We start from the raw sequence: 21,145 nt of genomic DNA, 5'->3' as shown, positions 1-21,145 counted from the left end.
CCCGCTGTCCGCCGGCCCCCCTCACATTCGAACTTTGGATGACTCCGATGGCAACGACGTCGCTGCCGCAGGCTGTATCGCGTGCGGCTTTCACCCGGAAAAACTTCATGAAAGGTTGGTGGAACCGTCTGCCATTGGTTCCGGCTCTCGCGCTCGTCCTGTGCGTCACGCAACTGCCCTTCGTGATCACCCTTTACTACAGTCTTCAGCGCTGGAACCTCGTCTCGACGAACGCGCCCAGGTTTGTCTGGTTTCGCAACTACTCCAACGCTCTCCGCGACGACGTATTTCTGAAGGCCATGTTGAACACCGCGGTCATGACGGCAGCCGTCGTGGTGGCGTCGATCATCGTGGGCGGACTGCTCGCAGCTGGTCTGAACCGCGAGTTCCGCGGCCGCACGCTCGCCCGGACGCTTGCGATCACGCCATTCTTCGTGATGCCCGTCGCGGCCGCGTTGTTCTGGAAGACCGGTGTATTCGATCCCAGCTTCGGCATTCTCGGATGGATCACCGACGAGGTGGGCATCGGCCGCCTGAATTGGGCAAGCCAGTATCCGAAGCTGACCATCATCATCCTCACCACGTGGCAGTGGTCCGCTTTCGCGCTTCTTATCCTGCTCGCCGGAATGCAGTCGTTCCCGACCGAGGTGACCGAAGCCGCGGCCGTCGACGGCGCGGGACGCTTCTACGTCTTCCGACGTCTGATGCTCCCTCATCTGAGGCCGTTCATCGAACTGACCGCATTGCTGACGGCAATGTATGTCCTTGAGAACTTCGCAGCCATCGCGATACTGACCAACGGCGGTCCCGCCTATGCCACGACCAATCTGTCCTATTACGTCTATCTCGAGGCTTTCAGCGCGTTCGATCTCGGCAAGGCGTCCGCCTTCGGCATGATGGCGCTTCTGCTGGCCATTGTGCTCACCGTACCTATGCTCCGGATTGTCTCCGGCATCTTCAAGGAAGGTGGTCGGGCATGAGACGCGGAAAGACCACATACACCGACATCATCCTGACGAGTTTGACCTGGCTCGGCACCCTGGTCATGTTCGCCCCCATCGCTTGGATGGTCGTGACCAGCTTCAAGACGGAACAGGACGCGGTCAGCTATCCGCCGAAGATTTTCTTCACGCCGACGCTGGATCACTACCGCCGCATCTTCGAGAACGACTTCGCGTCCTTCGCGATCACCTCGGTGCTCGTGACGTTTGTTTCAACCGCGATCGTGATCATCCTTGCGGTCCCCGCCGCCTACGCGCTGGCGGTCCGGCCCGTACCAAAGTGGCGCGATGTCCTCTTCTTCTTCATCTCGACGAAGATGATGCCGATCGCCGCGGGCATCGTGCCGATCTACCTCGTCGCTCGCGCCTTCGACCTCCTGAACACTTCGACCGTGCTCATTATCGTCTATGTTTCGATGAACCTGCCGCTCGCCGTGTGGATGATCCGCTCGTTCATGGTCGAAATTCCCCGCGACGTGTTCGACGCGGTGGAAGTCGACGGGGCGGGTCGCTGGAGGGAAATGGCGCAGATCATCGTCCCGCTCATCAAGCCGGGTCTGGCATCGACGGCTTTGTTGTGCGGCATCTTCGCCTGGAACGAGTTCTTCCTCGCGGTGAATCTGACGACAACCGTCAGCACGCTTCCAGTGTTCCTGCAGAAATTCCTCAGCTTCGGACAGCTCTACACCGCGCAGGTGGCCGCCGTGGCGACCTTAATCAACGTCCCTGTGGTCGTTGCCGGATGGCTGGCGCAGAAGAGCCTGACCCGAGGACTAACATTTGGAGCAGTCAGATGAGTTTCGACAAACTATTCAGCGGCGCGTCCTCTGGAAAAATGAAGGCCATTCGTATCACGCAGGATCACCAGATCAGCGTTATCGAGACGACGGTCCCCAAGGTGAAGGCGAACGAAGTGCTCGTCAAACCAGTAAGCTGCGGGATTTGCGGTACGGACCTCCATATCCTCAAGCATGGTTTCGTCGGCACCAATTACCCGGTCACGCCCGGCCATGAGTTCTCCGGCAATATCGTCGCCGTCGGAGCCGGTGTCCGGAACGTGAAGGAAGGCGATTTTGTCGCGGTCGATCCCAACGTGGTCTGCGGAACCTGCCGCTGGTGCAGGGCTGGTCGCCCCAACCTCTGCGTCGACCTCACGCCGATCGGCGTCGGACGTCCAGGGGCGGCGGCGGAATATGTCGCTGTTCCTGCACGCAATGCTTTTCCTGTGAAGGAATCAATTGGCCACGGCGTGGCAGCCCTCATAGAGCCGCTCGCATGCGCGCTGCATGCCGTGGAGTCCTCCCAAGGCATCGAGAATCGGAATGTGCTCGTGCTCGGCGGCGGCACCATGGGACTGCTTATTGCGATCTCCGCAAAAATGTCAGGCGCGGCCCGTGTCACTCTGGCGGACCCGGCCTCCGGCAAACTGGAGATCGCGCGGCGTGCAGGAATCGACGAGACGGTGACTCTCGACACGTTGGGAGCCGAGCTCTTTGACGTCGTATTCGAGGCGGCTGGCGTTGCATCCGCTTTGAACCAGGCCCTGCAGCACATCGAGAAGACCGGAGCCCTCGTCCAGGTTGGCGTCCATGACGAGCACGCCGAAGCGACCTTCAATCCGTTCCGCCTGTACGAGCGTGAGTTGCGCTTCATCGGCTCGAATTCCTGCGCCGACAGGTTCCCCGCCGCCGTCGACCTGATGGCGGACATCCACGAAAAGGCGAGCCTCCTTCTTGGGGAGACCTTCCCCGTCTGGAATTTCGAAGAGGCCGTCCAAAGCATGCAGGCGGGCAAGTCCGTCAAAACCCAACTCTCGTTCTGATGACGAGCAGCACCATCCACTGAAAGGAGAATTAACGTGGCAAACCGCTATTCGACCAATTACCGCATGAACCGCGTGTTCCGCGAGGACCGCGCATCCCTCATCGTTCCGATCGATCACGGTCTGGTATGGGGACGCGTCAAGGCGCTCGAAGCTCCGGTTCAGGTGCTGCGTCGCTACATGGGCGAAGACATCACGGGCTTCATGGTCAGCACCGGCATCGTGAAGGCGACAGAGGTCGATATGGCGAAGGCCCCCGCGCTCGCCCGCGTTCTGGCCATCGACGCCTTCTGGCCGACCAGCGCTCCGGAAACGGGAACTGGTGCGATCGTCACCAGCGTCGAGGACGCCGTCCGCATGGGCGTGGACTGCGTCAAGCTCCTGCTGCCCTGGAACGTCAACGACGCCGAGAAAGTGCTTTATTGCGAGCGCATCGGCAAGGTCGTGTCGGAAGCCTCCAAGTGGCACATTCCGGTGATGGTCGAACCCGTTTTCCTCAACTCTCCGCGCACGCCGGAGATCATCGAGAAGGAACTCGAGGTGGCTCGCGTGGGCTACGATCTTGGCGCGGACATCATCAAGATCACGTTCCCGGGCCCGGACGCGACGGCGAAGCTTTGTGACGAACTCGATATCCCGGTGGTCGTCGCCGGCGGTCCGCTGAGCGGCGACGCGAGGTCCACCCTCAAGGATGTCGAGGACGCGATCTCCGCCGGCGCTCAAGGCGTTGTCGTCGGTCGCAAGGTCTGGCAGCGTCCCGAAGGCGAGGCGAAGGAAGTCATCCGCGAGATCGCACGCATCACCCGCGAAAAGTATATGCGCCGCTGGTGAAATCGAGAAAGAGGAGGGAGCGCGAATGCTTTTCTGTGGAGTCGATATCGGAACGACAAACCTCAAGGTCTGCGTTGTCGATCGTTTTGGTCGCTCCCAGTGGACGCGCTCCGTTCCGACGCCGCGTCGGGCCGCCGCCGAACGCCTGGCGGCCGACGGCCGGGCGATCATCACTTCTGTCGAAGACCTCGTAATCGAAGGTTGGCGCGCCATCGGCGGAGGCAAGCCTTTCGCCGCGATCTCCACGACCGGGGTCGGCGAGGATGGGCTTTACGTGGACGAGGCGTTGGAGCCGCTGTCGTGGGCGATACCCTGGTTCGACCGCAGCGCGGCAGCCGAGGCGGCCTTTATCCGCGAAAGCCCGGAGGCGACGACGAGGTCCGGCGTCGAGATGGACCATACCAGGACGGGAGCGAGGTGGCTCTGGTTTCGAAAGCATGAACCCGAGACCGTCGCGCGTGCGCGCTACTGGATCGCGCTAACGGATTATCCGGCAGTGGCCTGGTCGTCCTGCCCGTTCATCAGCGAAAGTCTGGCCGGACGCACGGGGTGCTACGACATAGAGCGGCGTGATTGGCTGGACGGTTTGCTCAAAGTGTGCGGCGCTGCCGCAATGCCGCCTGTACTGCGGGCGTCCGACGTGGTTGGTCCGGTGCGTGGCCGGCGCTTGCTCGAATCTGGTGCTGCCGGACCCGAGACGGTCGTGGTGGCGGGCGGTCATGACCATCCGGTCGCCGCGTCGTACATTCAGAGGTTCGACCCGACTGCCAGGGTGGACTCGATAGGCACGGCGAACGTCGTCTATGGCGAAACGCGCGACATGAAGCTCGATCATTTCGATCCCTTTCTCGCGTTCATGGTGCCGGTTAGAGCCGATGCGGGAACAGCGTGTCTGGGCGTCTTTGAATTCTCAGCGGCGGTCCAGTCGCTGATCGACCAGGGCGTCGACATCCGCTCATTTCTCGCGCTCTCGCGAATGCCAGGCGCGCCCAATGCGAGCGGAGAAGTGCGAACAGCCGCCATCGGGGCAGCCGCCCCGCGTGCAGTCTTCGAAACGGCCAGCCTCACCGCCCGCAGGATGATGGACCGTATGTCCGATGTTGGTGTCCCCAAGGGAGCGATCTTTGCGACCGGAGGATGGAGCCGTTCACGGAGTCTGCTTGAACTCAGGGCCAGCGTGTTCGGCCAGTCGATCAACATCCTGAGCGAACAGGAGCCGGGCGTGGTCGGCGCGGCCCTGCTCGCGGCCGAAGGAATCGGGGAAGTCGTCGACCTCTCCGGCACGATCTCGATCGAAACGATGGAGCCCGACGAGGACTGGGCTGTCATTTACGACGATCTGTTTCGACAGCAATTCAACTCAACCCCTGACCGCGCTGGCGCGTGACCTGGGGCATGTATCCCATGGGAGGAAGATGTGTCCGTAATTTCGATTGAGGACCTGAACAAGAGCTTCGGCGCGTTCCACGCCGTCCATAATCTCAACCTCGTCACCGAACACGGCGAGTTCGTGGTCCTTGTCGGGCCGTCGGGATGCGGAAAAACCACCACCATGCGCATGATCGCCGGATTGGAGACATCGAGTTCCGGCTCGATCAAGATAGACGGCGAGGACGTAACCGAACAGACCCCGTCCGAGCGCGATGTCGCGATGGTCTTTCAGAATTATGCCCTCTATCCGCATCTTACGGTCTACGAGAACATGGCCTTCTGCCTGAGGGTCCGGAAATGGTCCAAGGACAAGATCGACCAGCAGGTCCGCAGCACCGCCAAAGCCCTGAGCATCGAACCGCTGCTGGAACGCAAGCCGGCCGCACTGTCCGGAGGGCAACGGCAGCGCGTCGCCCTCGGCCGCGCAATCGTAAGACAGCCCCGCGTCTTCCTGATGGACGAGCCGCTTTCGAACTTAGACGCCAAACTGCGCATCGAAATGCGCGCGGAGATCGTCAAGCTCTGCAGGCGGCTCAAGATCACCACGTTCTACGTGACCCACGACCAGCTCGAGGCTTTGACGATGGGACACCGGATCGTGGTCATGCAGGGGGGCGTGGCGCAACAGATCGATACGCCACAAAACATCTACGACCGTCCCGTCAACCAGTTCGTCGCCGGGTTCATCGGCAGCCCGCCGATGAACTTCCTGGACGGAACGATCGAACCGACCGGAACGATCGCGGGCCAGGGCTTCTCGCTCCGGGCGGACGGGGAACTCATGCAGGCGCTGAGCCAGCGTCAGGGAAAAGTGGTGGCCGGAATCCGTCCCGAGCACCTTTCGCCGGTTTCGGACCGGGAGGCCGGAGGAGACGGCTGGGTACGCGGGCGCGTGGAATTGATCGAACCCCTCGGGTCGCAGGTCATGATTCAAGTCGCGGTGGCCGACAGGCTGGTTTCCGCACAGTTTGAACGCGGTCCCCGGATCGAAGTCGGACGGGACGTCACGCTGGTGCATCGTCCGGGCGCTGTCCATGCCTTCGATCCGACGACCGAACGATCGCTGCTCGCCCGGGCGAACTAAACGATAGGGGCCGATATGAAGAAGCTCATCAACGATCCTTCCCACGTTGTACGCGAGATGCTCGAGGGTGTCGTTCTCCTTAATCCGGGAGCGGCGATCCTTTCGAACGAGAACGTTGTCGTGCGGGCGGACCTGCCCGAACCCGGCGACCGAAAGGTTTCTGTGATTTCCGGTGGCGGAAGTGGACATGAACCTGCCCATGCGGGCTATGTAGGTCTCGGCATGCTGGCGGCAGCGGTCGCGGGTGATGTGTTCACCTCGCCGAGCACCGACGCCGTGCTTGCCGGGATCAGGGCTGTCAGCGGTCCCGCGGGAGCTCTGTTGATCGTCAAGAACTATACCGGCGATCGCCTCAACTTCGGTCTCGCTGCCGAGATGGCGCGCGCCGACGGCATCCCGGTCGAAATGGTCGTGGTGGCCGACGACGTGGCCCTCAGAGATACTGTAACGAAAGACCGGCGTCGGGGAATCGCTGGAACCGTGCTTGTTCACAAGGTGGCAGGAGCCGCCGCCGACAAGGGGTTGCCGCTCGAAGAGGTCGCGCGCATCGCGCGCGATGCCGCGGACAATGTCGCGTCCATGGGAATATCCCTAGGCCCATGCACGCTGCCTGCGGTCGGCAAACCCGGCTTCAAGCTCGGCGCGGATGAGATCGAAGTCGGACTTGGGATCCACGGGGAACAAGGCGTGCGGCGAATGACGATGGGATCGGCGGACGACTTGTGCCGGCTGATCCTCGACACGATGGCCGCCGATCGCGCGTTTTCGAACTCCGAAAGCGTCGCTCTTCTGGTGAACGGCTTGGGCACAACCCCTCCGATGGAACTTGCCATCATCGCGCAAGGCGCGCTGCGCCAGCTACAGGCGATGGACGTTTGCGTGAAACGCGCTTGGTGCGGCACCTTGCTTTCAGCGTTGGACATGCCCGGTTTCTCGCTCTCGGTTCTCCGTCTCGACGGGGATCTCATCGACCTCCTCGACGCGCCTACCAATGCGCCTTCATGGCCGGGTAGCGGACAGGTCAACACGGAGATCGTTGCTCACAACGCTGGCGATCGCGTCGAAAGGCTTGACGAACCCGGCGAGCAGTCGCTCGAGGGCAGGCTGCTGCACGAACTGGCCAAGCGCGCGGCGCGGGCCATGATTGTCGCCGAACCGAAACTCACCGAGCTCGACAGCATAACCGGCGACGGCGACCTCGGGACGAGCATGAAAAGGGGTGCGGAAGCAATCCTGTCGCTTTCCGCGTCCGAGTTCACGACCCCGGCGTCCGGACTGGCCTCGATCGGAAACACGCTGAGGCGGGTGATCGGCGGAAGCTCAGGCCCGTTCTATGCAACCGCACTGCTGCGTGCCTCGCGGTACCTCGCGGATATCCCGCAGCCATCCAGCCTGGATTGGGCGCGGGCGTTCGCCGCGGCCGTCCAGGCCGTGTCGGATCTCGGGGGAGCAAAGCCGGGCGACAGAACGATGGTAGACGCCCTGAAACCTGCCGCCGAGACGTTGAATGCGATCTCCGGCGAAGACCTTTCACCAGCTCAAAGGATCGAAGCGATGGCCGACGCCGCGCTGTCCGGCGCGGAGGCTACCCGGAACATGCGGCCCCGACTCGGACGTGCAAGCTATCTTGGAGACCGCGCCCTTGGCCATCCGGACGGTGGCGCTGTCGCAGTGGCTCTTTGGATGAAGGCCGTGGCGACGGAAGGGTGACACCCGCGAGCTGTGCGGCCGATCCGCGTCGTCCGCCCCGCCTGTCGCGCAGGCCGCCGGCACCGCCGTGGGAGGGGTCGAGCAGCAGGATTGTATCCTGCTCCGTTTGGGGCACGACCATTCAAGTCATCGGGCGTTTGATCTCGTAGAGCACGTGCTGGCTCAGCGGATGGTCCATTGGCAGATTGGGATGCCTGAATTCACCGACCTGTCGCATTCCGAGACGGCGCATGAGCCCCCAGGAATTGCGGTTGTCCGGAACGGTGAAACTGACGACGCGGTCGAGTCCGAGGTCGTCGAAAGCAAAGCTGAGGACCCGTTCCGCCGCTTCGCGGGCATAGCCCTTGCCCTGCCAAGGCGTGGAAAGCCTCCATCCGATTTCGACGGCCGGGGTAAATGGCAGTTTCCAATCGATCGTGCTCAATCCACAAAGGCCGATCAGCTTCGACTGCGCTTTGTCTTCGAGGGCCCAGAACCCCCATCCATGGTCTTCGAAATGCTGTTCGATCCTGAAGGTCATATCGTCGGATTGTTCGCGTGTCCTCGGCGTCAGGTAGCGGACGACCTCCGGCTCGCAATTGATGGTAAAAAACGGCTCCCGATCCTCGGGCCGCCAGCGGCGAAGAAGCAGCCGTTCGGTTTCAAGTTCGCACATGTCGATTCCTTGCTTGGGCGATTTCTCACATGAATTAGCGCTTCAAGCGTTTTTGGCTGTGCTGTTTGATTATCGCAAGTGACCGTTGCTCCTTGTGATGAAATTCCATTTGCTGGACACGGCCCCAATTTCAGTCGGATAGTCTGGACTCCGAGGAGTGTGTGTGATGAAGCTCGAACGGCGAAAATAGACGGAGGGGACAATCGATGTATTACGCCATCCTTGCCTATCACGAAGAGGGAGTGGTCGAATCCTGGACGAAGGAGGAGGATGCGGCCCTGATGACCGACCTGCTCAAGGTCAATGATCGCCTTGTCGAGGAGAAGCGTCTCGGCCCGGCGGCGCGGCTTGGTCCCACACAGCGGGCCGTGACGCTCAGGGGGAAGGGAGATGGCATCGTCATCGATGGCCCCTTCGCTGAAACCAAGGAGCAGTTGCTCGGCCTCTATGTCGTGGATTTTCCAACGCTTGAGGAAGCCGTCGCCGCAGCACGCGAGCTGCGGCGCACCAATCCGACGGCAGTCTATGAGATCAGGCCGATTTCGCTTTATCTGCCCGGCACGCCATTGGCATCGGGGGGTGGGGAATAGCCGGTCTTTCCTTAAATGGTCGGCATCTCCCCGTCACGGTCGTGCAAGTAGGCCCACCGCGGCCGCCACGTGAATGGCTCCGGGAGTAGCGAGAAGGCATGGCCTTGCGACCACGCCTCCAATAGTCCGGAGATGGCGACCTTTAGGCACCTTGTAAGACGCGCGGCGCTCACATCCTAGCGAACCGTCAGGCCGGCAGCCGACGGTCATAATCCTGCTTCAGGCGGGCCCAACCATCCCAGAACGGCTCCGGCTCCTTGCCTGATGCGCGGGCAACCAGAATGTCGAGGTGCATATGCCAGCCGGCTCCGACCTTCAGCATGGTTGCGCGGTCGGGCAGCCGGCGATGGATCAGTGTGAGCAGCACCTGATCGCCCTTCGGTTCCAGCTCGAAGAAGACGTCACCGCTCTCCGCAAAGGAGATCGCGAGCTTGCGAGGCGGATCGAGCTCGAGAATGCGGCTTTGCATACGGTGCTCCTCGGGAAAGCCGGAGGGCCGCTCGCCGGGCGGGTCGGTAAGCTCATCATTGCGCCACACGAGCTCAAAGGGCGCGCCGACCTTCATCTCCATCTCGCCTGCCGCCAGCCACTCGCGGCGCAGATCGCTTTCCGTGAGATAGGCCCAGATGCGCTCGATGGGGCCGGGGAGAATGCGCTGGAGCTTCAGCGTGGCGGGCTCGGTCAGCGTGCCATAGGCGTCGAGCTTTGCGATTTCGGTCATTGGTCTTCTCCTCTCTGCGGGTTTGGGGATTTGCGTGCGTCTTCCTCACGCAGCAGCCGTTCGAGCACATCCAGGCGACCGCTCCAGAAGCGTTCGTAGAAGCTCAGCCACTCATGGGCATTGGCGAGCGGGCCAGGGTCGAGCCGGCAGAAATGAGTTCGCCCGCGTACCTCGCGGCGGATCAACCCGGCGCTCTCCAGCACCTTGATATGCTTCGAGGCGGCTGCGAGCGAGATCGAAAAGGGTTCCGCTAGCTGGCTCACCGTACGCTCGCCTCCGGCGAGGTCGCGAAGCATGTGCCGGCGCGTGGCGTCGCCGAGGGCGTGAAAGACGGAATTCATCTGCAGTGCTTGTAATTCAACCATGTGGTTGAATATACGCGCAAGACATTAGATAGTCAACCGATTGGTTGAATGATCTGCCGATGGTCCGAATTCAGGCCGGCTTGCGGGCGCCGCCTTTTCGTGCACCTTCCCGGAAGCGGGGCGAAGGGGAGCGCATCCTTTGTTCGCTCCGCACTGATGCATTGACCCGTCGTCAGCGGGGGCTTGCGCGATCGTCCCCTCGCCCGCTTGTGGGGAGAGGGTTAGAATGATGAGCAAATCGGAAGACGAAAAGATGCCGGGTTCTGCAAAAACGCGGCATCTTTTATACTAAAGCGCGTCGGAGAGGCGTGCCGTGGCAATCATGCCGATTACAGACGCATCAGTGTGCGCGGCGATGCTGATGATTATACGGATAGGCCCTCATAGTCTTGCTATGCTCCTTTGCCGTAATGGAGCCGGTCCTGATGCTGTCCGTGCGGCTCATGCTGTTCGCGCGAGGCGCGCCCATGACGTGGCCTGCTGATGAGGACATAGTCGAGCCGCCGCCAGAGTATGGGGATGCGTCCATACCGTAGAAATCGGATGCCGAGGCCGAAACCGCGCCGCCGATGACTGTGGAAGCGAGGATGGCGGCTGCCATCGTGATGTTCGTGATCTTGCTCATATGTCTATTCCTCCTGAACCAACCGTGCGTTGCTTGGGGTCAACCGCACCAGCGAGTTCCTCACGATCAATCATTCATGCCCGGCCGCTCCTTGGGCGCTCCGGATATGATATGCGTTACGGCAAGCACCTTGCGATGCTTACAACTTCTGATGTGGGTGCGGGACCAAGGCGGAAAAAGACGCAGGATCCTGAAATCAGTGTCAAAAGGAAGTGAATAATCCTGCGCCGTTTCATCAGCACAACCGGGTCCAGCGGTCTTCGAGCCAGGATGCGCGGCAGCGAATGCGAGCATCATGCGGAATTTCAAAACTCGTTGTTGATCAATCCCTTGCGGGGAATTGGCGGAGGTCTCAGCGGCTACTCTTTAAGGTTGTATTTATTGCAAAATATGACAAAAACAAGGCATGGAAAGCGCGGGCTTTCTTTCAAGGCATTTCACAATACGGTGTCCGGCATCGGCGACTGCCCTGCAGCCTTGGCCTGAGGTTTACAGCTTCAATCGCGCGGCTCGTGTCCCTCGATCAGAGCTCGCCGTTTGACCAGATGCGACGCGAGAAAATCGAGGACGGTGCGGATCCGGGCGACGCGCCTGAGGTCGGGATGTGTCAGCAGCCAGAGGGACACTTCCATCTCCGGAAGCGGCGGGTGCAAGCGCCGAAGTGCGGGATCGGGGTCGGCGAGATAACAGGGGAGCGCCGCGACACCCATGCCGGCGCGCGCAGCGGCCCGTAGTGCCAGCAGAGAGTCGGCGCGGTAGACGATGTTTTCCACGTTCGCCTCCACCCAGCGTGCCGAGCGCAGGTGGCTGAGGCTCTCTTCGAAACCAAGCCATTCATGCGCTGCAAGCGGCGTCCGGCCCGGCTGCCGCGCCAGATAGGCCGGTGCGGCATAAGGCGCCGTCGCGAGTGCGGTGAGCCGCCGGCCCACCAAATTCTCGGGTGCTTCGGCGATCGGGCGGATCGCGATATCGGCGTCCCGTTTTGTCAGGGTAAAGAAGGCGTTGGCGACCACGAGCTCAATCGTGATCTCGGGGTGCTCGGCGCGCAAGGCGGCGAAGATCGGGCTCGTCAGGTCGAGGAGCGTGTCCGTCGTTGTCACGCGCACGATGCCGGAGGGCCGCATGTCTTCGCCGGCAAGCCGACGCTCGAGATTGCCGAGATCGTCCAGAATGCGTCGCGCCACCGCGAGCGTCGCTTCGCCGGCGGGCGTGGCCGTGTATCCGTCGCGGGCGCGCTCGAAAAGCTGCACTCCGAGGCGATTTTCGATGGCTCCCAGCCGCCGGAAGGCGGTGGAGTGATCGACCGCCAGGCGGCGGGCCGCGCCAGTGAGCGTGCCGGCCGCGCCGATTGCCTGTAGCAGCCGCAGATCGTCCAGTGCCAAAACGCCTTGCATATCCCGCAATCCGAGCTTTCGAAATCGGCACATCATGCCATGGTGCGCGCCCGCGGTCATCTTGCGCTTCATGAAAGCTCAGCTTTCCCGAATGCCGGGTGTTCTTGCAAGGCGCGAAGGCCCATATGCCGTGGGGAAAGGGAAACGAAAGGAGATCGACATGGGCGCTCCGTCACCCGAACTCTGCAACCTCTGGCTCGCGCGAGCCTTTAACGCGCAGGATACTGAAGCAGCGGCCGCCATGTATCATCCCGATGCCTCGATCGTTCAGGTCGACCAGGTCCATGGCGGCACGAAGACGGCCCGTGGTGCGGCCGGCATCCGCGAGACGATGGCGGCCTATATTGGCATGAAGCCGCATATGGACGTCGTCACCCATCACACGACCGTCGCCGGCGACTTCGCCATGACCCGCTCGCAATGGCTGATCAGGGGCACGGACAGGGACGGCAATCCGGTGGAGGTGCACCATCACGGCATGGAAGTGCACCGGAAGCTTCCGGACGGCACATGGGCCTTCTTCATCGACCACCCCTTCGGCGCCGATCCCGATTGGGCCGTCGAAGCGCCGCCCCGGACGGAATAGCGGCAGGCCTTCAGATCACCAGCCGGTCGTGACGACCGGCTGGTGCGGCCGCAATACCGCAGAATTGCCCGCATGCCTGACGGCGCAAAGGAGCCACACCCATCTCATTTCCGACGATAAAGATCGGATTCAGTCTTTTTTGGTAATTCCCTGTTAGCAATGACTTTTCATGGTTCGCGACGGCACGGATTTCCGCCGTCGGATCGTTGTCTTGCGTACGGGTGTCCATGCGTCTCTCGGCTGTGCCAGCAATCTTCCTCACCTGCCTGACCCTGTCGGGCTGCGCATCCAATTCCGGCCCGGAAAGCCTAGTGGCCGGGCTGCCGTCGCCGGAGACGACGAGTTCCGTCTCCCGGCCGGCCGCGCCCGTTCCATCCGGCAGTGTCGGCGAGGCGGCCGCACCGGCTGCCCCGGCCGTGCCGCAGGCGGCGCAGCAGGAGGTTCTGGCCTGGGCGGGGCAGGTTCCGCAGCCGAAGGCCTTCGTGAATGCGCCGGGGATGGCGGCCACGCCCGTCCCGGCGGAGCGGCCGGCGGAAGCACTCAATGCAGCAATGCCCGCGCCCGCAATCGACCCGAGCCCTCGGACGCGCTCGCGGATCTACAGCCATCGCTTCCGTGACGCAAAGCCGATCAATTTCGGCAGGTCCTCGCCGCGCAAGCTCGCCGTGCACGGCGTCGATGTCTCGCGCTGGCAGGGCGAGATCGACTGGGCGACGCTGCGCATGCAGGGGGCCAATTTCGCCTATATCAAGGCGACCGACGGCGGCGACCATCTCGACCCGATGTTCAGGAAGAACTGGCAGAGAGCCAAGGAGGCGGGACTGAAGCGCGGCGCCTATCACTTCTTCTACTGGTGCCGCACCGCCGGCGAACAGGCCGACTGGTTTATCCGCAACGTGCCGAAGGAAGCAGGCGCCCTGCCGCCCGTCGTCGATGTCGAATGGAACGGGGAATCGAGCTGCAAGAGGCGAATTTCCCGCGCGCGAGTTCTCGAAAAGATGCAGGTCTTCCTCGATAAGCTGGAGCGGCACTATGGGCAGCGCCCGATCATCTATACCGCGCCGGATTTCTACCGCGACAATCTGAGCGGCGAACTCCTCAACTATCCCTTCTGGCTGCGCTCCGTGGCCGCCCATCCCGCCCACGTCTATCCCGGCCGCAAATGGCTCTTCTGGCAATATTCCGGCTCCGGCCTCTCCGACGGCGTCGACGGCAAGATCGACCTCAATGTCTTCAACGGCGACGAGGGCGACTGGCACGATTGGGTGGAGGCGCGGGCTGGCTGAGGGGAAAACTCTGGGCGAATCTGATAGTTGCGGATGAAAGTTCGAGTGTCGCGACAGCCCCTCATCCGCCCTTCGGGCACCTTCTCCCCGCAGGCGGGGCGAAGGGGAGTCGCGCCCTCCGTCGTCCCTCACGGCAGTGACGGTTTGCAGCCCACCGCTTGCTCGGATCATCCCCTCGCCCCGCTTGCGGGGAGAGGGTTAGGGTGAGGGGCAATCGCGAGCGTCGGCGAGACGATCAGGTCAGTGTGGCATACGCCATCATGACAGCCTATCATTCAGTATTAGAAGGTGTGACGTCGTTTTCCGAAATAGGCTCTGTACTAAATGATCCCGACACTGACTGGCAAAAATGTGATCCTCCGTCCGCCGCGAGAGGGGGACGCGGAAGCGAGATTTAAACTCGGCAATGACGTCGAAATTTTCGAGATGTTCGGCGTCAGTGGCGCTGATGTCCCGCAAATCTCGCGGGATGCTGCGTCGAAGTGGGTGCAAGGGATCGCAGGGCAGCCTCACGCGTGGATCATCGAGGCGCATGGTGAGCTCATCGGTGTGATACGGCTGGACCGGGTGGACCTGCGCGATCGCCGCGCATCGATGGCGATCGGTATTTATGACAAGAACGCCCTCGGCAAAGGTCTGGGAAGCGAGGCCATCTCGATAGTGCTCGGCCATGCCTTCGATACGCTGCGGCTTCACCGTATCGGCATCCGCGTGCTGAGCTACAATCACCGGGCCATCAGAGCCTACCAGAAATGCGGGTTTGTTCTGGAAGGCAGGGAGCGGGAGGCCGCCTTCGTAAACGGATCCTGGCACGACGACGTCATGATGGGCCTGCTGGCCAGCGAGTTCGCCCGCTGACGCCATGGTGGGCATCGCAACAAGCCATTTCCTTCGCTATCAGGGAAGCAGCACTATCGATTAGCCACCGGAGACAGCCCTGATGTCAGACGTAAGCGTCCGCCGCGCACTCCTTGCCGATCTTCCCGCGATCATCGCCCTGCTCGCCGATGATATTCTGGGGCAGCAGAGGGAGGATGCCTGCTCTCCGCCGAACCCGAAATATGTCGAGGCATTTCGAGCCATCGATGCCGATCCCCACCAACTGCAGGCCGTCGCCACTTTGGGAAACGAGATAATCGGCACCCTCCAGCTTACCTTCATCCCGGGGCTGGCCCGCATGGGGGCGTGGAGGGGGCAGATCGAGGGTGTCCGGATTGCAAAGGGCCATCGAGGATCGGGACTAGGCCAGCACTTGTTCGAATGGGCAATCGATCAATGCAGGGCAAAGGGTTGCAACCTCGTGCAGCTGACGACCGACAAGGCGCGTCCCGATGCACACCGCTTCTATGAAAAGCTCGGGTTTGTCGGCAGTCATATCGGGTATAAGCTCACGCTTTGAATTGCGGCCGCGCCAATCTGATGGATTTCATCTCGCGGAATGTCGAAATGGGCCTGTCTCGCCCGACATTGGTTGGTCGGGGCCAAGCGCTCTGCGAAACAGATAGGAGACGAGATGAAGTATATGATGCTTATCCACCATGATGATGCTGCCCTCGCAAGCGCGGACCAGAAGGAGCTTTGGGCCGATTATGCGGCCTTCAATGAAGCGCTCGCCAAGGCCGGGGGCAGTTCCGGGGTGCGGCTTCAGCCTGCTTCGGCGGCAACGAGCGTTCGCGTACGCGACGGCAAGACCGACGTCATTGACGGCCCGTATGCCGACACCAAGGAAAAGTTTGCGGGCTATTTCATGATCGATGCTGCGACCCTTGAAGAAGCTGTCACCTGGGCTCAACGGTGCCCGAGCGCCCGCTACGGCACAGTCGAGGTCCGCCCGATCATGGACGTGGGACAATAGCGAGCCGCTATGAAGAGTGACGAGGCGCGCCGGGTTGTCGAGCGGATAGCACGCGAAAGCTACGGGCGCCTCGTTGCACTTCTCGTCGCAAGGACACGCGATGTTGCCGCCGCGGAAGACATGCTTGCGGAAGCTTTCGCTGCCGCGCTCGAGCGATGGCCGATCCAGGGCATACCCGTCAACCCCGATGGCTGGCTCCTAACCGTTGCGAAGCGACGTCATGTGGACCTTCTGCGCAGAGGACAGGTCCGAATGGAGGGTGAGCCTCATTTGCAGATGCTCGCTTGCGAGATCGAAGAGGCCGCGCGGATGTTAGAGGAATTGCCCGATCGGCGTCTCGCACTCATGTTCGCCTGCGCGCATCCCATGATCGAACGCGGGGCAAGGGCGCCCCTCATCCTGCAAACAGTTCTGGGCATTGCCGCAAAGACGATCGCATCGGCCTTTCTCGTTTCGGCAGGCAGCATGAACCAGCGTCTGGTAAGGGCCAAGGCTCATATAAAGGAAAGCTGCATTCCTTTCAGCGTGCCCGAGCGAAACGAAATGCCGGAGCGATTGCATGCGGTGCTCGAAGCGATATACGCGGCGTATTCCACCGGCTGGGACGCGGCCCAGGAAGGGGCATCGGATCTCGCCCCGGAGGCAATCTGGCTCGGCGGCCTGATTGCCGATCTGCTGCCCGAGGAACCGGAAGCCAAGGCGCTGCTGGCACTGATGTTATACGCCGAGGCTCGCCGCAACGCGCGTCGCGATCGAAAAGGATGTTATGTCCCGATTGGGGAGCAGGATATCGCCCTCTGGGACAGAGCGCAGATCGTCAATGCCGAAAACCTGCTGCACGCCTGCAATCGATCCGGACCGACTGGGCGCTACCAGCTGGAAGCAGCCATCCAGTCGGCTCATATCGCGCAGAGGCTCACCGGCGCGAATTGCTGGCCGGCGATCGTGTCGCTCTACGATCATCTGGTATCGTTGACGAACTCTCCGGTGGTGGTGCTCAACCGCGCTGCCGCGTTGGCCGAGCTCGCAGGCCCGGATGCGGCCTTGGCGGAACTGTCCGGCATTTCCACAGACAAGCGCATGCTCGACTATCAGCCCTACTGGGCGACACTGGGCCATCTGAACCTTCGTGCAGGCAATATCGACGCCGGTTGCGAGGCCTTGAAGATCGCCATCGGACTGTCGACCGACGATTCAGTGCGGCAGCACTTGCGGCTGCGCTTCAATGCTGCGAGTTGTGGCGCGGCGGATTGATACGAGCCGCCGGTCTTCCGGTCATGGTGAAGGACGCGGTCGACATCGTAAAAAGTGAGTCATTCGCGCCGTGGACACGGCGCGGCTGGATCCCTGTGACGAGCACAGGGAAGAGGGAGTTTGGGGGCCTTCCGCGCCAAACAACTGCCTTCGGAATACGGGCGGCTTGGCACCGGTTCGATTATTTCCAAGATCTCAGGCGGTGATCGGGACACCGGCGGTCCCTCACATTCCCTCTTCCCTGTGCTTGTCACAGGGATCCAGCCGCCGTGCGTCTGCACGGCGAAAAGACTCGATCGCATCGGCCAGTTGCAAAGAGCCATCGAGGATCAGGATTGCCCTAAAACCAGACATCCGCCACCCTGCGGCCATCGTCGGGCAGATCGTCGAAACTGTGGAGGCCGTCGAACCGCTGCAGGCGGATGTCGGCGACATCGTCCGGCTCGGCAAGACGAAGATTGACGGCTATTCTCGTTTTTCCGTTCTTACTGGGCTCCATGCCGCGCCAGCTGACGAGATTGCCGCAGCGCTTGCAGAAATTGAAGGAGATCTTCTGCGAGCCGCGGATATAGCAGCTGAGGGCACCGCTCTGGTCCTTCACCTCAATTCCATCACCGTCATAGGCATAGGCCCACAGCACGCCATAGCGGCGACAAACCGTACAATTGCAGATCGTGGCATCCGGAATGGAGCCGCGAAACTCCCAGTGAACAGCCCCGCAATGACAGGAGCCACGTGTAGTCTTGACAATATCTTGCGCCATCTGGTCGGTCCCGTCCCCAATTCTCCCTTAACGAATTGCTCTATTTTATCGCAGATTGCACAGACGCGATAATTGCGATTGCGCCCAGTTTCGCGCGAAGTCCTGCGTATCCTGCAAGCCCGATAAAAGGGTACCGATATCTCCACCGATTTCAATTCGACTGTCCGTTATCCGGCACGCCGCCACATCCAGGCTCACGGTGGCGACCACGTCACCCTCTAACGGGGGCGTCTGAAAGAGGGAGTCCGGGTCGGACTCGCAGGTCAGCAGGGCCGTCGCCTTGACGGTCGATATGCCGCCCCCATTGGAACAGACATCGGCGGATACGACCTTGAGGCTTCGTGTACGATTGGGGCCGACCGGGAGTTGTTCACACAATTGGGCTTCAGCAACCGAGCGGGCCACAAAGGGCCACTCGGGGCTGGATGTCGCCGACCTGCAATTTGCCCAGGCCGGGGCAAAGGATAGCGCGAACAGGCCGGAAATGCAGAGTGTCTTGTATGGCCATTTGCCAAGGATCATTTTGCCGCTCCCCCGAATCAGCCCCTGCGGAGAAGATCAGACGCGCGATTCCCGGGTTTTTGATGGCAACACGAGAGCCGCAATCAATCGGCTTCAAACATAAGAGAGCGGTGCGTGGCGGCACCGGCGAGGGCTCCGTCGCCAACGGAAAGAGCCACATTGCCCGCGGCTCTGGCAACATCGCCACAGGCAAACACGCCCTTCGCGGTCGTCTCCTTCAGCGCATCCGTCTTTAAGAACTGGCCAAGCGGGCCCTCTTCGAGTACGCAACCCAACTCTTCTGCCCATGGCGCCTGTACCAAGGTCCGGGTCAGTGCAAACAAGCCATCCATGACAACAACGCGGCCGTCCTGCAGCAGGACATCCGCGCGCTCGCCGGATATTTCGCGAATGGGCGTATCCTCGATCGCCGCCCCGCGCGCGAGCAATTGCGACAACTGCTCGGCATCGGGAGCAAATGCGCCGTTGGTGAAAAATGTCGTTGTGCCCCAGTCGGGAAGCATCAGCGCATGGTGCATGGAAAGCTCCGAAGATGCGATGACGCCGATGCGCCCCTGGTTCAGTTCATAGCCATGGCAATAGGGGCAATGGAACACCGATCTTCCCCAGCGCTCCTGCAAGCCGGGGATAGTCGGCAGCCGATCGACGACACCGGTCGCCAAGATCAGGCGCCGGCCTTTCTCCATATGCCCGCCGCCGGTGTAGACTGCGAAACCGCCGGCGATCCTCTTTGCAGATTCGACCGTGGCGTTCAGCCAATGAACGGTCGGGTAGCGCTCGAGCTGGGCGCGGGCCTCGGACACGATCTGGCCGGGTTCGCGGCCATCCTGTCCGAGAAAGCCGTGCGACGCCGCGGCAAAGCGGTTGCGGCGCTTTCCGGCGTCGATCACCAGAATATTCTGCCTCGCACGGGCGAGTTGGAGGCCGGCCGAGAGACCGGCATAGCTGCCGCCAACAATTATGACATCGAAGCGCATAGAGATTGTTCTGTTCATACGGATTTCCTCGTCAGGTTGGATTATGTCATGGCACTTATAAAGTTACGTGATATGGCGCGTCAATAGTCACGCAACTTCTCTTGTTACGTCACTGCTCGCTTGGTAGAGAATCGGAAACAGGATCGGAACCCGCCATGAGACACGACACCCGACTTTCCCGCTTGCTGCATATTCTGATCCATATGGAAAGGCACGAAGGGGCCGCCACTTCCGAGGCAATCGCAGCCATGCTGTCCACCAATGCCGTCGTCGTGCGTCGAACCATGGCGGGACTCAGGGAACAGGGCTATGTGCGATCCGAGAAAGGCCATGGCGGCGGCTGGGTCCTGGCCCGTCCCCTTCGGGACATCACGCTCCTCGATATCCATCGTGCGCTTGGCTCACCGGAGCTCTTTTCGATCGGCCTTGCGGGCGACAATCCGGACTGCGTCGTCGAACAGGCTGTCAATGCATCTCTCGCTGAGGCGATGAGGGACGCGGAAGCCATTCTGCTGGCGCGGTTTGGAACGATCACACTGGCGGAGCTTGCCGAGGACTCGCTGAAGCGCTGGGCGCAGGTGTCGAACCGTTCTTCGGCGATGGAGCATTTCTAGGAGCAGGATGCCTTAAAGTGCGCGGTTTTCGGGCGACATCCCGCGCTCCCACTTTTTAATTGAGAGCGGCGCGTTCGGTCATTCCATCCTCGCCGCCGCGTCATCGCTGCCTGCGACCGCCGCGACCCGTTCCCGCAGCCAGCGCTGAAGCGGGTGCGTCGTCGCCCTGTCGTGCCAGACCATGGCGATCTCGAAGCCCGGAACGGGGACCGGCGGTTCCAGGATCTGCAGCCGGTCGGCATGATCACGGGCAATGCGATAGGGAGCGATCGCGATCATGTCCGATCGGGCGATGAGCTCCGGAACGACGAGAAAGCCGGGAGCGGACAGGACGACACGGCGGCTGCGGGCGACGGCTTCCAGTGCGGCGTCGGTCGGCCCGCTGAAACCGCCGCCCGCAGGGGAGACGATCACATGATCAAGGCTGCAGAAGAGATCGAGGTCGATCTCTCCCTGCACGGCGGGATGACCCGCGCGCACGATCGCAACGTAGCGCTCATGAAACAGTTTTCTCATGCGCAAGAGCTCGGGCGCCGTCTCGGGCGTCATCAGCGCCAGGTCTACATCGCCTCGCTCCGTTTGGATCATCAAGGTCGACGCATCGAGGGTCCGCCAGGTGATCCTGATCCCCGGTGCCTCCCTTCGAAGCGCTGAGGCAAGAGGCATCAGGATCGAATACTGGCCGTAATCGCTTGCCGCGACCGCGATCGTGGCGACAGCGCTCGCCGGCGCGAATGGAGCGCCCTCGGCCACCACTCGGCGAACGCTTTCCAGAGCATCATGAAGCGGCGCCTGCAGCTCAAGGGCACGTTTGGTCGGCACCATGCCGCGTTGCGCCGGCAGCAGCAGCGGATCCCCGAGAATCTCCCTCAATCGCGTGAGCCGCGCGGAAAGCGCCGGCTGGCTCAGGTTCAGCCGCTTGGCTGCACGCGTGACATTTCGCTCGGCAAGCAGCGTGTCCAGCGTGACTAGCAGGTTCAGATCGAGCCTTTCGATATCCATAGGAATTATAGCAGCACATCAAAACTTCGATTTCAAGAATTGCAGCGAAAGTCCCAT

General features: G+C 61.7%; 26 protein-coding genes. 16 read left to right on the top strand and 10 right to left on the bottom strand.

Annotation, left to right across the window (positions count from 1 at the left end):
• Nucleotides 1–47 precede the first annotated feature (47 nt).
• Genes AAE029_RS31870 through dhaL form a run of 7 tightly spaced genes read left to right on the top strand, consistent with a single transcriptional unit; the run spans nucleotide 48 to nucleotide 7,879 of the window.
• Nucleotides 48–980, top strand: coding sequence for a carbohydrate ABC transporter permease (locus AAE029_RS31870; protein ID WP_371076934.1), 933 nt, complete (start codon nucleotides 48–50; stop codon nucleotides 978–980).
• Nucleotides 977–1,798 (top strand): carbohydrate ABC transporter permease, encoded by an 822-nt coding sequence (locus AAE029_RS31865; protein WP_371076933.1) that lies wholly within the window; start codon nucleotides 977–979, stop codon nucleotides 1,796–1,798. Before AAE029_RS31870 ends, AAE029_RS31865 begins: the two co-directional genes overlap by 4 nt.
• Entirely contained in the window at nucleotides 1,795–2,823 is a 1,029-nt protein-coding gene (locus tag AAE029_RS31860) for an alcohol dehydrogenase catalytic domain-containing protein (RefSeq protein ID WP_371076932.1), read from the top strand. Before AAE029_RS31865 ends, AAE029_RS31860 begins: the two co-directional genes overlap by 4 nt.
• 36 nt (nucleotides 2,824–2,859) lie before the next feature.
• Nucleotides 2,860–3,654 (top strand): class I fructose-bisphosphate aldolase, encoded by a 795-nt coding sequence (locus tag AAE029_RS31855; RefSeq protein WP_371076931.1) that lies wholly within the window; start codon nucleotides 2,860–2,862, stop codon nucleotides 3,652–3,654.
• Between the two features lie 25 nt (nucleotides 3,655–3,679).
• The gene (locus AAE029_RS31850; RefSeq protein WP_371076930.1) at nucleotides 3,680–5,041 is read left to right on the top strand and encodes an L-fuculokinase; all 1,362 of its coding nucleotides are present in this window, start codon (nucleotides 3,680–3,682) and stop codon (nucleotides 5,039–5,041) included.
• Nucleotides 5,042–5,071: 30 nt separating this feature from the next.
• Nucleotides 5,072–6,169, top strand: coding sequence for an ABC transporter ATP-binding protein (locus AAE029_RS31845; protein ID WP_371076929.1), 1,098 nt, complete (start codon nucleotides 5,072–5,074; stop codon nucleotides 6,167–6,169).
• 15 nt (nucleotides 6,170–6,184) lie between these two features.
• Nucleotides 6,185–7,879: a dihydroxyacetone kinase subunit DhaL gene (dhaL, locus tag AAE029_RS31840; RefSeq protein WP_371076928.1), complete on the top strand. Its 1,695-nt coding sequence runs from the start codon at nucleotides 6,185–6,187 to the stop codon at nucleotides 7,877–7,879.
• A 121-nt stretch (nucleotides 7,880–8,000) separates the two neighbouring features.
• Here dhaL and AAE029_RS31835 read toward each other — a convergent pair whose 3' ends face one another.
• Nucleotides 8,001–8,534 (bottom strand): GNAT family N-acetyltransferase, encoded by a 534-nt coding sequence (locus tag AAE029_RS31835; RefSeq protein ID WP_371076927.1) that lies wholly within the window; start codon nucleotides 8,532–8,534, stop codon nucleotides 8,001–8,003.
• 206 nt (nucleotides 8,535–8,740) lie between these two features.
• Here AAE029_RS31835 and AAE029_RS31830 point away from each other — a divergent pair, with 206 nt between their 5' ends.
• Nucleotides 8,741–9,124 carry a YciI family protein gene (locus AAE029_RS31830; protein WP_371076926.1) on the top strand — a complete coding sequence of 128 codons (384 nt, stop codon included), beginning with the start codon at nucleotides 8,741–8,743 and terminating at the stop codon, nucleotides 9,122–9,124.
• A 187-nt stretch (nucleotides 9,125–9,311) separates the two neighbouring features.
• Here the strand turns inward: AAE029_RS31830 and AAE029_RS31825 are convergent, their stop codons facing one another.
• The 3 genes from AAE029_RS31825 to AAE029_RS31815 all read right to left on the bottom strand — a co-directional run bounded on the left by AAE029_RS31825 (nucleotide 9,312) and on the right by AAE029_RS31815 (nucleotide 10,835).
• Entirely contained in the window at nucleotides 9,312–9,845 is a 534-nt protein-coding gene (locus tag AAE029_RS31825) for an SRPBCC family protein (RefSeq protein ID WP_371076925.1), read from the bottom strand.
• The gene (locus AAE029_RS31820) at nucleotides 9,842–10,210 is read right to left on the bottom strand and encodes an ArsR/SmtB family transcription factor (RefSeq protein WP_371076924.1); all 369 of its coding nucleotides are present in this window, start codon (nucleotides 10,208–10,210) and stop codon (nucleotides 9,842–9,844) included. Before AAE029_RS31820 ends, AAE029_RS31825 begins: the two co-directional genes overlap by 4 nt.
• Nucleotides 10,211–10,550: 340 nt before the next feature.
• On the bottom strand, nucleotides 10,551–10,835 hold the full coding sequence (locus AAE029_RS31815; protein ID WP_371076923.1) for a hypothetical protein: 285 nt from the start codon (nucleotides 10,833–10,835) through the stop codon (nucleotides 10,551–10,553).
• A 270-nt stretch (nucleotides 10,836–11,105) separates the two neighbouring features.
• Here AAE029_RS31815 and AAE029_RS31810 point away from each other — a divergent pair, with 270 nt between their 5' ends.
• Nucleotides 11,106–11,321: a hypothetical protein gene (locus AAE029_RS31810; RefSeq protein WP_371076922.1), complete on the top strand. Its 216-nt coding sequence runs from the start codon at nucleotides 11,106–11,108 to the stop codon at nucleotides 11,319–11,321.
• Between the two features lie 11 nt (nucleotides 11,322–11,332).
• Here the strand turns inward: AAE029_RS31810 and AAE029_RS31805 are convergent, their stop codons facing one another.
• On the bottom strand, nucleotides 11,333–12,301 hold the full coding sequence (locus AAE029_RS31805; RefSeq protein ID WP_371076921.1) for a LysR family transcriptional regulator: 969 nt from the start codon (nucleotides 12,299–12,301) through the stop codon (nucleotides 11,333–11,335).
• 88 nt (nucleotides 12,302–12,389) lie between these two features.
• Here AAE029_RS31805 and AAE029_RS31800 point away from each other — a divergent pair, with 88 nt between their 5' ends.
• Nucleotides 12,390–12,815 carry a nuclear transport factor 2 family protein gene (locus AAE029_RS31800; RefSeq protein ID WP_371076920.1) on the top strand — a complete coding sequence of 142 codons (426 nt, stop codon included), beginning with the start codon at nucleotides 12,390–12,392 and terminating at the stop codon, nucleotides 12,813–12,815.
• A gap of 10 nt (nucleotides 12,816–12,825) precedes the next feature.
• On the opposite strand, the gene AAE029_RS31795 is transcribed toward AAE029_RS31800, so the two are convergent.
• A complete protein-coding gene (locus tag AAE029_RS31795; RefSeq protein ID WP_371076919.1) occupies nucleotides 12,826–13,044 on the bottom strand; it encodes a hypothetical protein in 219 nt (72 codons plus the stop codon).
• Between AAE029_RS31795 and AAE029_RS31790 the strand changes: the two genes are divergently transcribed.
• The 5 genes from AAE029_RS31790 to AAE029_RS31770 all read left to right on the top strand — a co-directional run bounded on the left by AAE029_RS31790 (nucleotide 13,043) and on the right by AAE029_RS31770 (nucleotide 17,210).
• Nucleotides 13,043–14,101, top strand: coding sequence for a GH25 family lysozyme (locus AAE029_RS31790; RefSeq protein ID WP_371076918.1), 1,059 nt, complete (start codon nucleotides 13,043–13,045; stop codon nucleotides 14,099–14,101). The two genes, AAE029_RS31795 and AAE029_RS31790, sit on opposite strands and share 2 nt — an antisense overlap.
• A 324-nt stretch (nucleotides 14,102–14,425) precedes the next feature.
• Nucleotides 14,426–14,959: a GNAT family N-acetyltransferase gene (locus AAE029_RS31785; protein WP_371076917.1), complete on the top strand. Its 534-nt coding sequence runs from the start codon at nucleotides 14,426–14,428 to the stop codon at nucleotides 14,957–14,959.
• Between the two features lie 82 nt (nucleotides 14,960–15,041).
• The gene (locus AAE029_RS31780; RefSeq protein ID WP_371076916.1) at nucleotides 15,042–15,500 is read left to right on the top strand and encodes an N-acetyltransferase family protein; all 459 of its coding nucleotides are present in this window, start codon (nucleotides 15,042–15,044) and stop codon (nucleotides 15,498–15,500) included.
• A 114-nt stretch (nucleotides 15,501–15,614) separates the two neighbouring features.
• Complete coding sequence (locus tag AAE029_RS31775; RefSeq protein ID WP_371076915.1) at nucleotides 15,615–15,956, top strand: YciI family protein; 342 nt, start codon at nucleotides 15,615–15,617, stop codon at nucleotides 15,954–15,956.
• A gap of 9 nt (nucleotides 15,957–15,965) precedes the next feature.
• Complete coding sequence (locus AAE029_RS31770) at nucleotides 15,966–17,210, top strand: RNA polymerase sigma factor (protein ID WP_371076914.1); 1,245 nt, start codon at nucleotides 15,966–15,968, stop codon at nucleotides 17,208–17,210.
• A gap of 340 nt (nucleotides 17,211–17,550) precedes the next feature.
• Here the strand turns inward: AAE029_RS31770 and AAE029_RS31765 are convergent, their stop codons facing one another.
• The 3 genes from AAE029_RS31765 to AAE029_RS31755 form a co-directional block, all read right to left on the bottom strand.
• Nucleotides 17,551–17,973 (bottom strand): GFA family protein, encoded by a 423-nt coding sequence (locus tag AAE029_RS31765; RefSeq protein WP_371076913.1) that lies wholly within the window; start codon nucleotides 17,971–17,973, stop codon nucleotides 17,551–17,553.
• 45 nt (nucleotides 17,974–18,018) lie between these two features.
• A complete protein-coding gene (locus tag AAE029_RS31760) occupies nucleotides 18,019–18,495 on the bottom strand; it encodes a hypothetical protein (protein ID WP_371076912.1) in 477 nt (158 codons plus the stop codon).
• Between the two features lie 83 nt (nucleotides 18,496–18,578).
• Nucleotides 18,579–19,472 (bottom strand): NAD(P)/FAD-dependent oxidoreductase, encoded by an 894-nt coding sequence (locus AAE029_RS31755; RefSeq protein ID WP_371076950.1) that lies wholly within the window; start codon nucleotides 19,470–19,472, stop codon nucleotides 18,579–18,581.
• A gap of 155 nt (nucleotides 19,473–19,627) precedes the next feature.
• Here AAE029_RS31755 and AAE029_RS31750 point away from each other — a divergent pair, with 155 nt between their 5' ends.
• The gene (locus AAE029_RS31750; RefSeq protein WP_371076911.1) at nucleotides 19,628–20,086 is read left to right on the top strand and encodes an Rrf2 family transcriptional regulator; all 459 of its coding nucleotides are present in this window, start codon (nucleotides 19,628–19,630) and stop codon (nucleotides 20,084–20,086) included.
• 78 nt (nucleotides 20,087–20,164) lie between these two features.
• On the opposite strand, the gene AAE029_RS31745 is transcribed toward AAE029_RS31750, so the two are convergent.
• Complete coding sequence (locus AAE029_RS31745; RefSeq protein WP_371076910.1) at nucleotides 20,165–21,088, bottom strand: LysR family transcriptional regulator; 924 nt, start codon at nucleotides 21,086–21,088, stop codon at nucleotides 20,165–20,167.
• Nucleotides 21,089–21,145 lie beyond the last annotated feature (57 nt).

Source organism: Sinorhizobium sp. CB7 (genome assembly GCF_041357635.1).
Classification (GTDB): domain Bacteria; phylum Pseudomonadota; class Alphaproteobacteria; order Rhizobiales; family Rhizobiaceae; genus Rhizobium.
Note: the sequence above shows the minus strand (reverse complement) of the source record. Positions and strands in the feature narration are given on the sequence as shown.

Bases quoted from the DNA above. Each gene is read 5' to 3' on its own strand.
- AAE029_RS31870 (WP_371076934.1), top strand. From the start codon at position 48: ATGGCAACGACGTCGCTGCCGCAGGCTGTATCGCGTGCGGCTTTCACC.
- AAE029_RS31865 (WP_371076933.1), top strand. From the start codon at position 977: ATGAGACGCGGAAAGACCACATACACCGACATCATCCTGACGAGTTTG.
- AAE029_RS31860 (WP_371076932.1), top strand. From the start codon at position 1,795: ATGAGTTTCGACAAACTATTCAGCGGCGCGTCCTCTGGAAAAATGAAG.
- AAE029_RS31850 (WP_371076930.1), top strand. From the start codon at position 3,680: ATGCTTTTCTGTGGAGTCGATATCGGAACGACAAACCTCAAGGTCTGC.
- dhaL (WP_371076928.1), top strand. From the start codon at position 6,185: ATGAAGAAGCTCATCAACGATCCTTCCCACGTTGTACGCGAGATGCTC.
- AAE029_RS31835 (WP_371076927.1), bottom strand. From the start codon at position 8,534: ATGTGCGAACTTGAAACCGAACGGCTGCTTCTTCGCCGCTGGCGGCCC.
- AAE029_RS31830 (WP_371076926.1), top strand. From the start codon at position 8,741: ATGTATTACGCCATCCTTGCCTATCACGAAGAGGGAGTGGTCGAATCC.
- AAE029_RS31825 (WP_371076925.1), bottom strand. From the start codon at position 9,845: ATGACCGAAATCGCAAAGCTCGACGCCTATGGCACGCTGACCGAGCCC.
- AAE029_RS31820 (WP_371076924.1), bottom strand. From the start codon at position 10,210: ATGGTTGAATTACAAGCACTGCAGATGAATTCCGTCTTTCACGCCCTC.
- AAE029_RS31815 (WP_371076923.1), bottom strand. From the start codon at position 10,835: ATGAGCAAGATCACGAACATCACGATGGCAGCCGCCATCCTCGCTTCC.
- AAE029_RS31810 (WP_371076922.1), top strand. From the start codon at position 11,106: ATGCGCGGCAGCGAATGCGAGCATCATGCGGAATTTCAAAACTCGTTG.
- AAE029_RS31805 (WP_371076921.1), bottom strand. From the start codon at position 12,301: ATGAAGCGCAAGATGACCGCGGGCGCGCACCATGGCATGATGTGCCGA.
- AAE029_RS31800 (WP_371076920.1), top strand. From the start codon at position 12,390: ATGGGCGCTCCGTCACCCGAACTCTGCAACCTCTGGCTCGCGCGAGCC.
- AAE029_RS31790 (WP_371076918.1), top strand. From the start codon at position 13,043: ATGCGTCTCTCGGCTGTGCCAGCAATCTTCCTCACCTGCCTGACCCTG.
- AAE029_RS31795 (WP_371076919.1), bottom strand. From the start codon at position 13,044: ATGGACACCCGTACGCAAGACAACGATCCGACGGCGGAAATCCGTGCC.
- AAE029_RS31785 (WP_371076917.1), top strand. From the start codon at position 14,426: ATGATCCCGACACTGACTGGCAAAAATGTGATCCTCCGTCCGCCGCGA.
- AAE029_RS31780 (WP_371076916.1), top strand. From the start codon at position 15,042: ATGTCAGACGTAAGCGTCCGCCGCGCACTCCTTGCCGATCTTCCCGCG.
- AAE029_RS31775 (WP_371076915.1), top strand. From the start codon at position 15,615: ATGAAGTATATGATGCTTATCCACCATGATGATGCTGCCCTCGCAAGC.
- AAE029_RS31770 (WP_371076914.1), top strand. From the start codon at position 15,966: ATGAAGAGTGACGAGGCGCGCCGGGTTGTCGAGCGGATAGCACGCGAA.
- AAE029_RS31765 (WP_371076913.1), bottom strand. From the start codon at position 17,973: ATGGCGCAAGATATTGTCAAGACTACACGTGGCTCCTGTCATTGCGGG.
- AAE029_RS31760 (WP_371076912.1), bottom strand. From the start codon at position 18,495: ATGATCCTTGGCAAATGGCCATACAAGACACTCTGCATTTCCGGCCTG.
- AAE029_RS31755 (WP_371076950.1), bottom strand. From the start codon at position 19,472: ATGCGCTTCGATGTCATAATTGTTGGCGGCAGCTATGCCGGTCTCTCG.
- AAE029_RS31750 (WP_371076911.1), top strand. From the start codon at position 19,628: ATGAGACACGACACCCGACTTTCCCGCTTGCTGCATATTCTGATCCAT.
- AAE029_RS31745 (WP_371076910.1), bottom strand. From the start codon at position 21,088: ATGGATATCGAAAGGCTCGATCTGAACCTGCTAGTCACGCTGGACACG.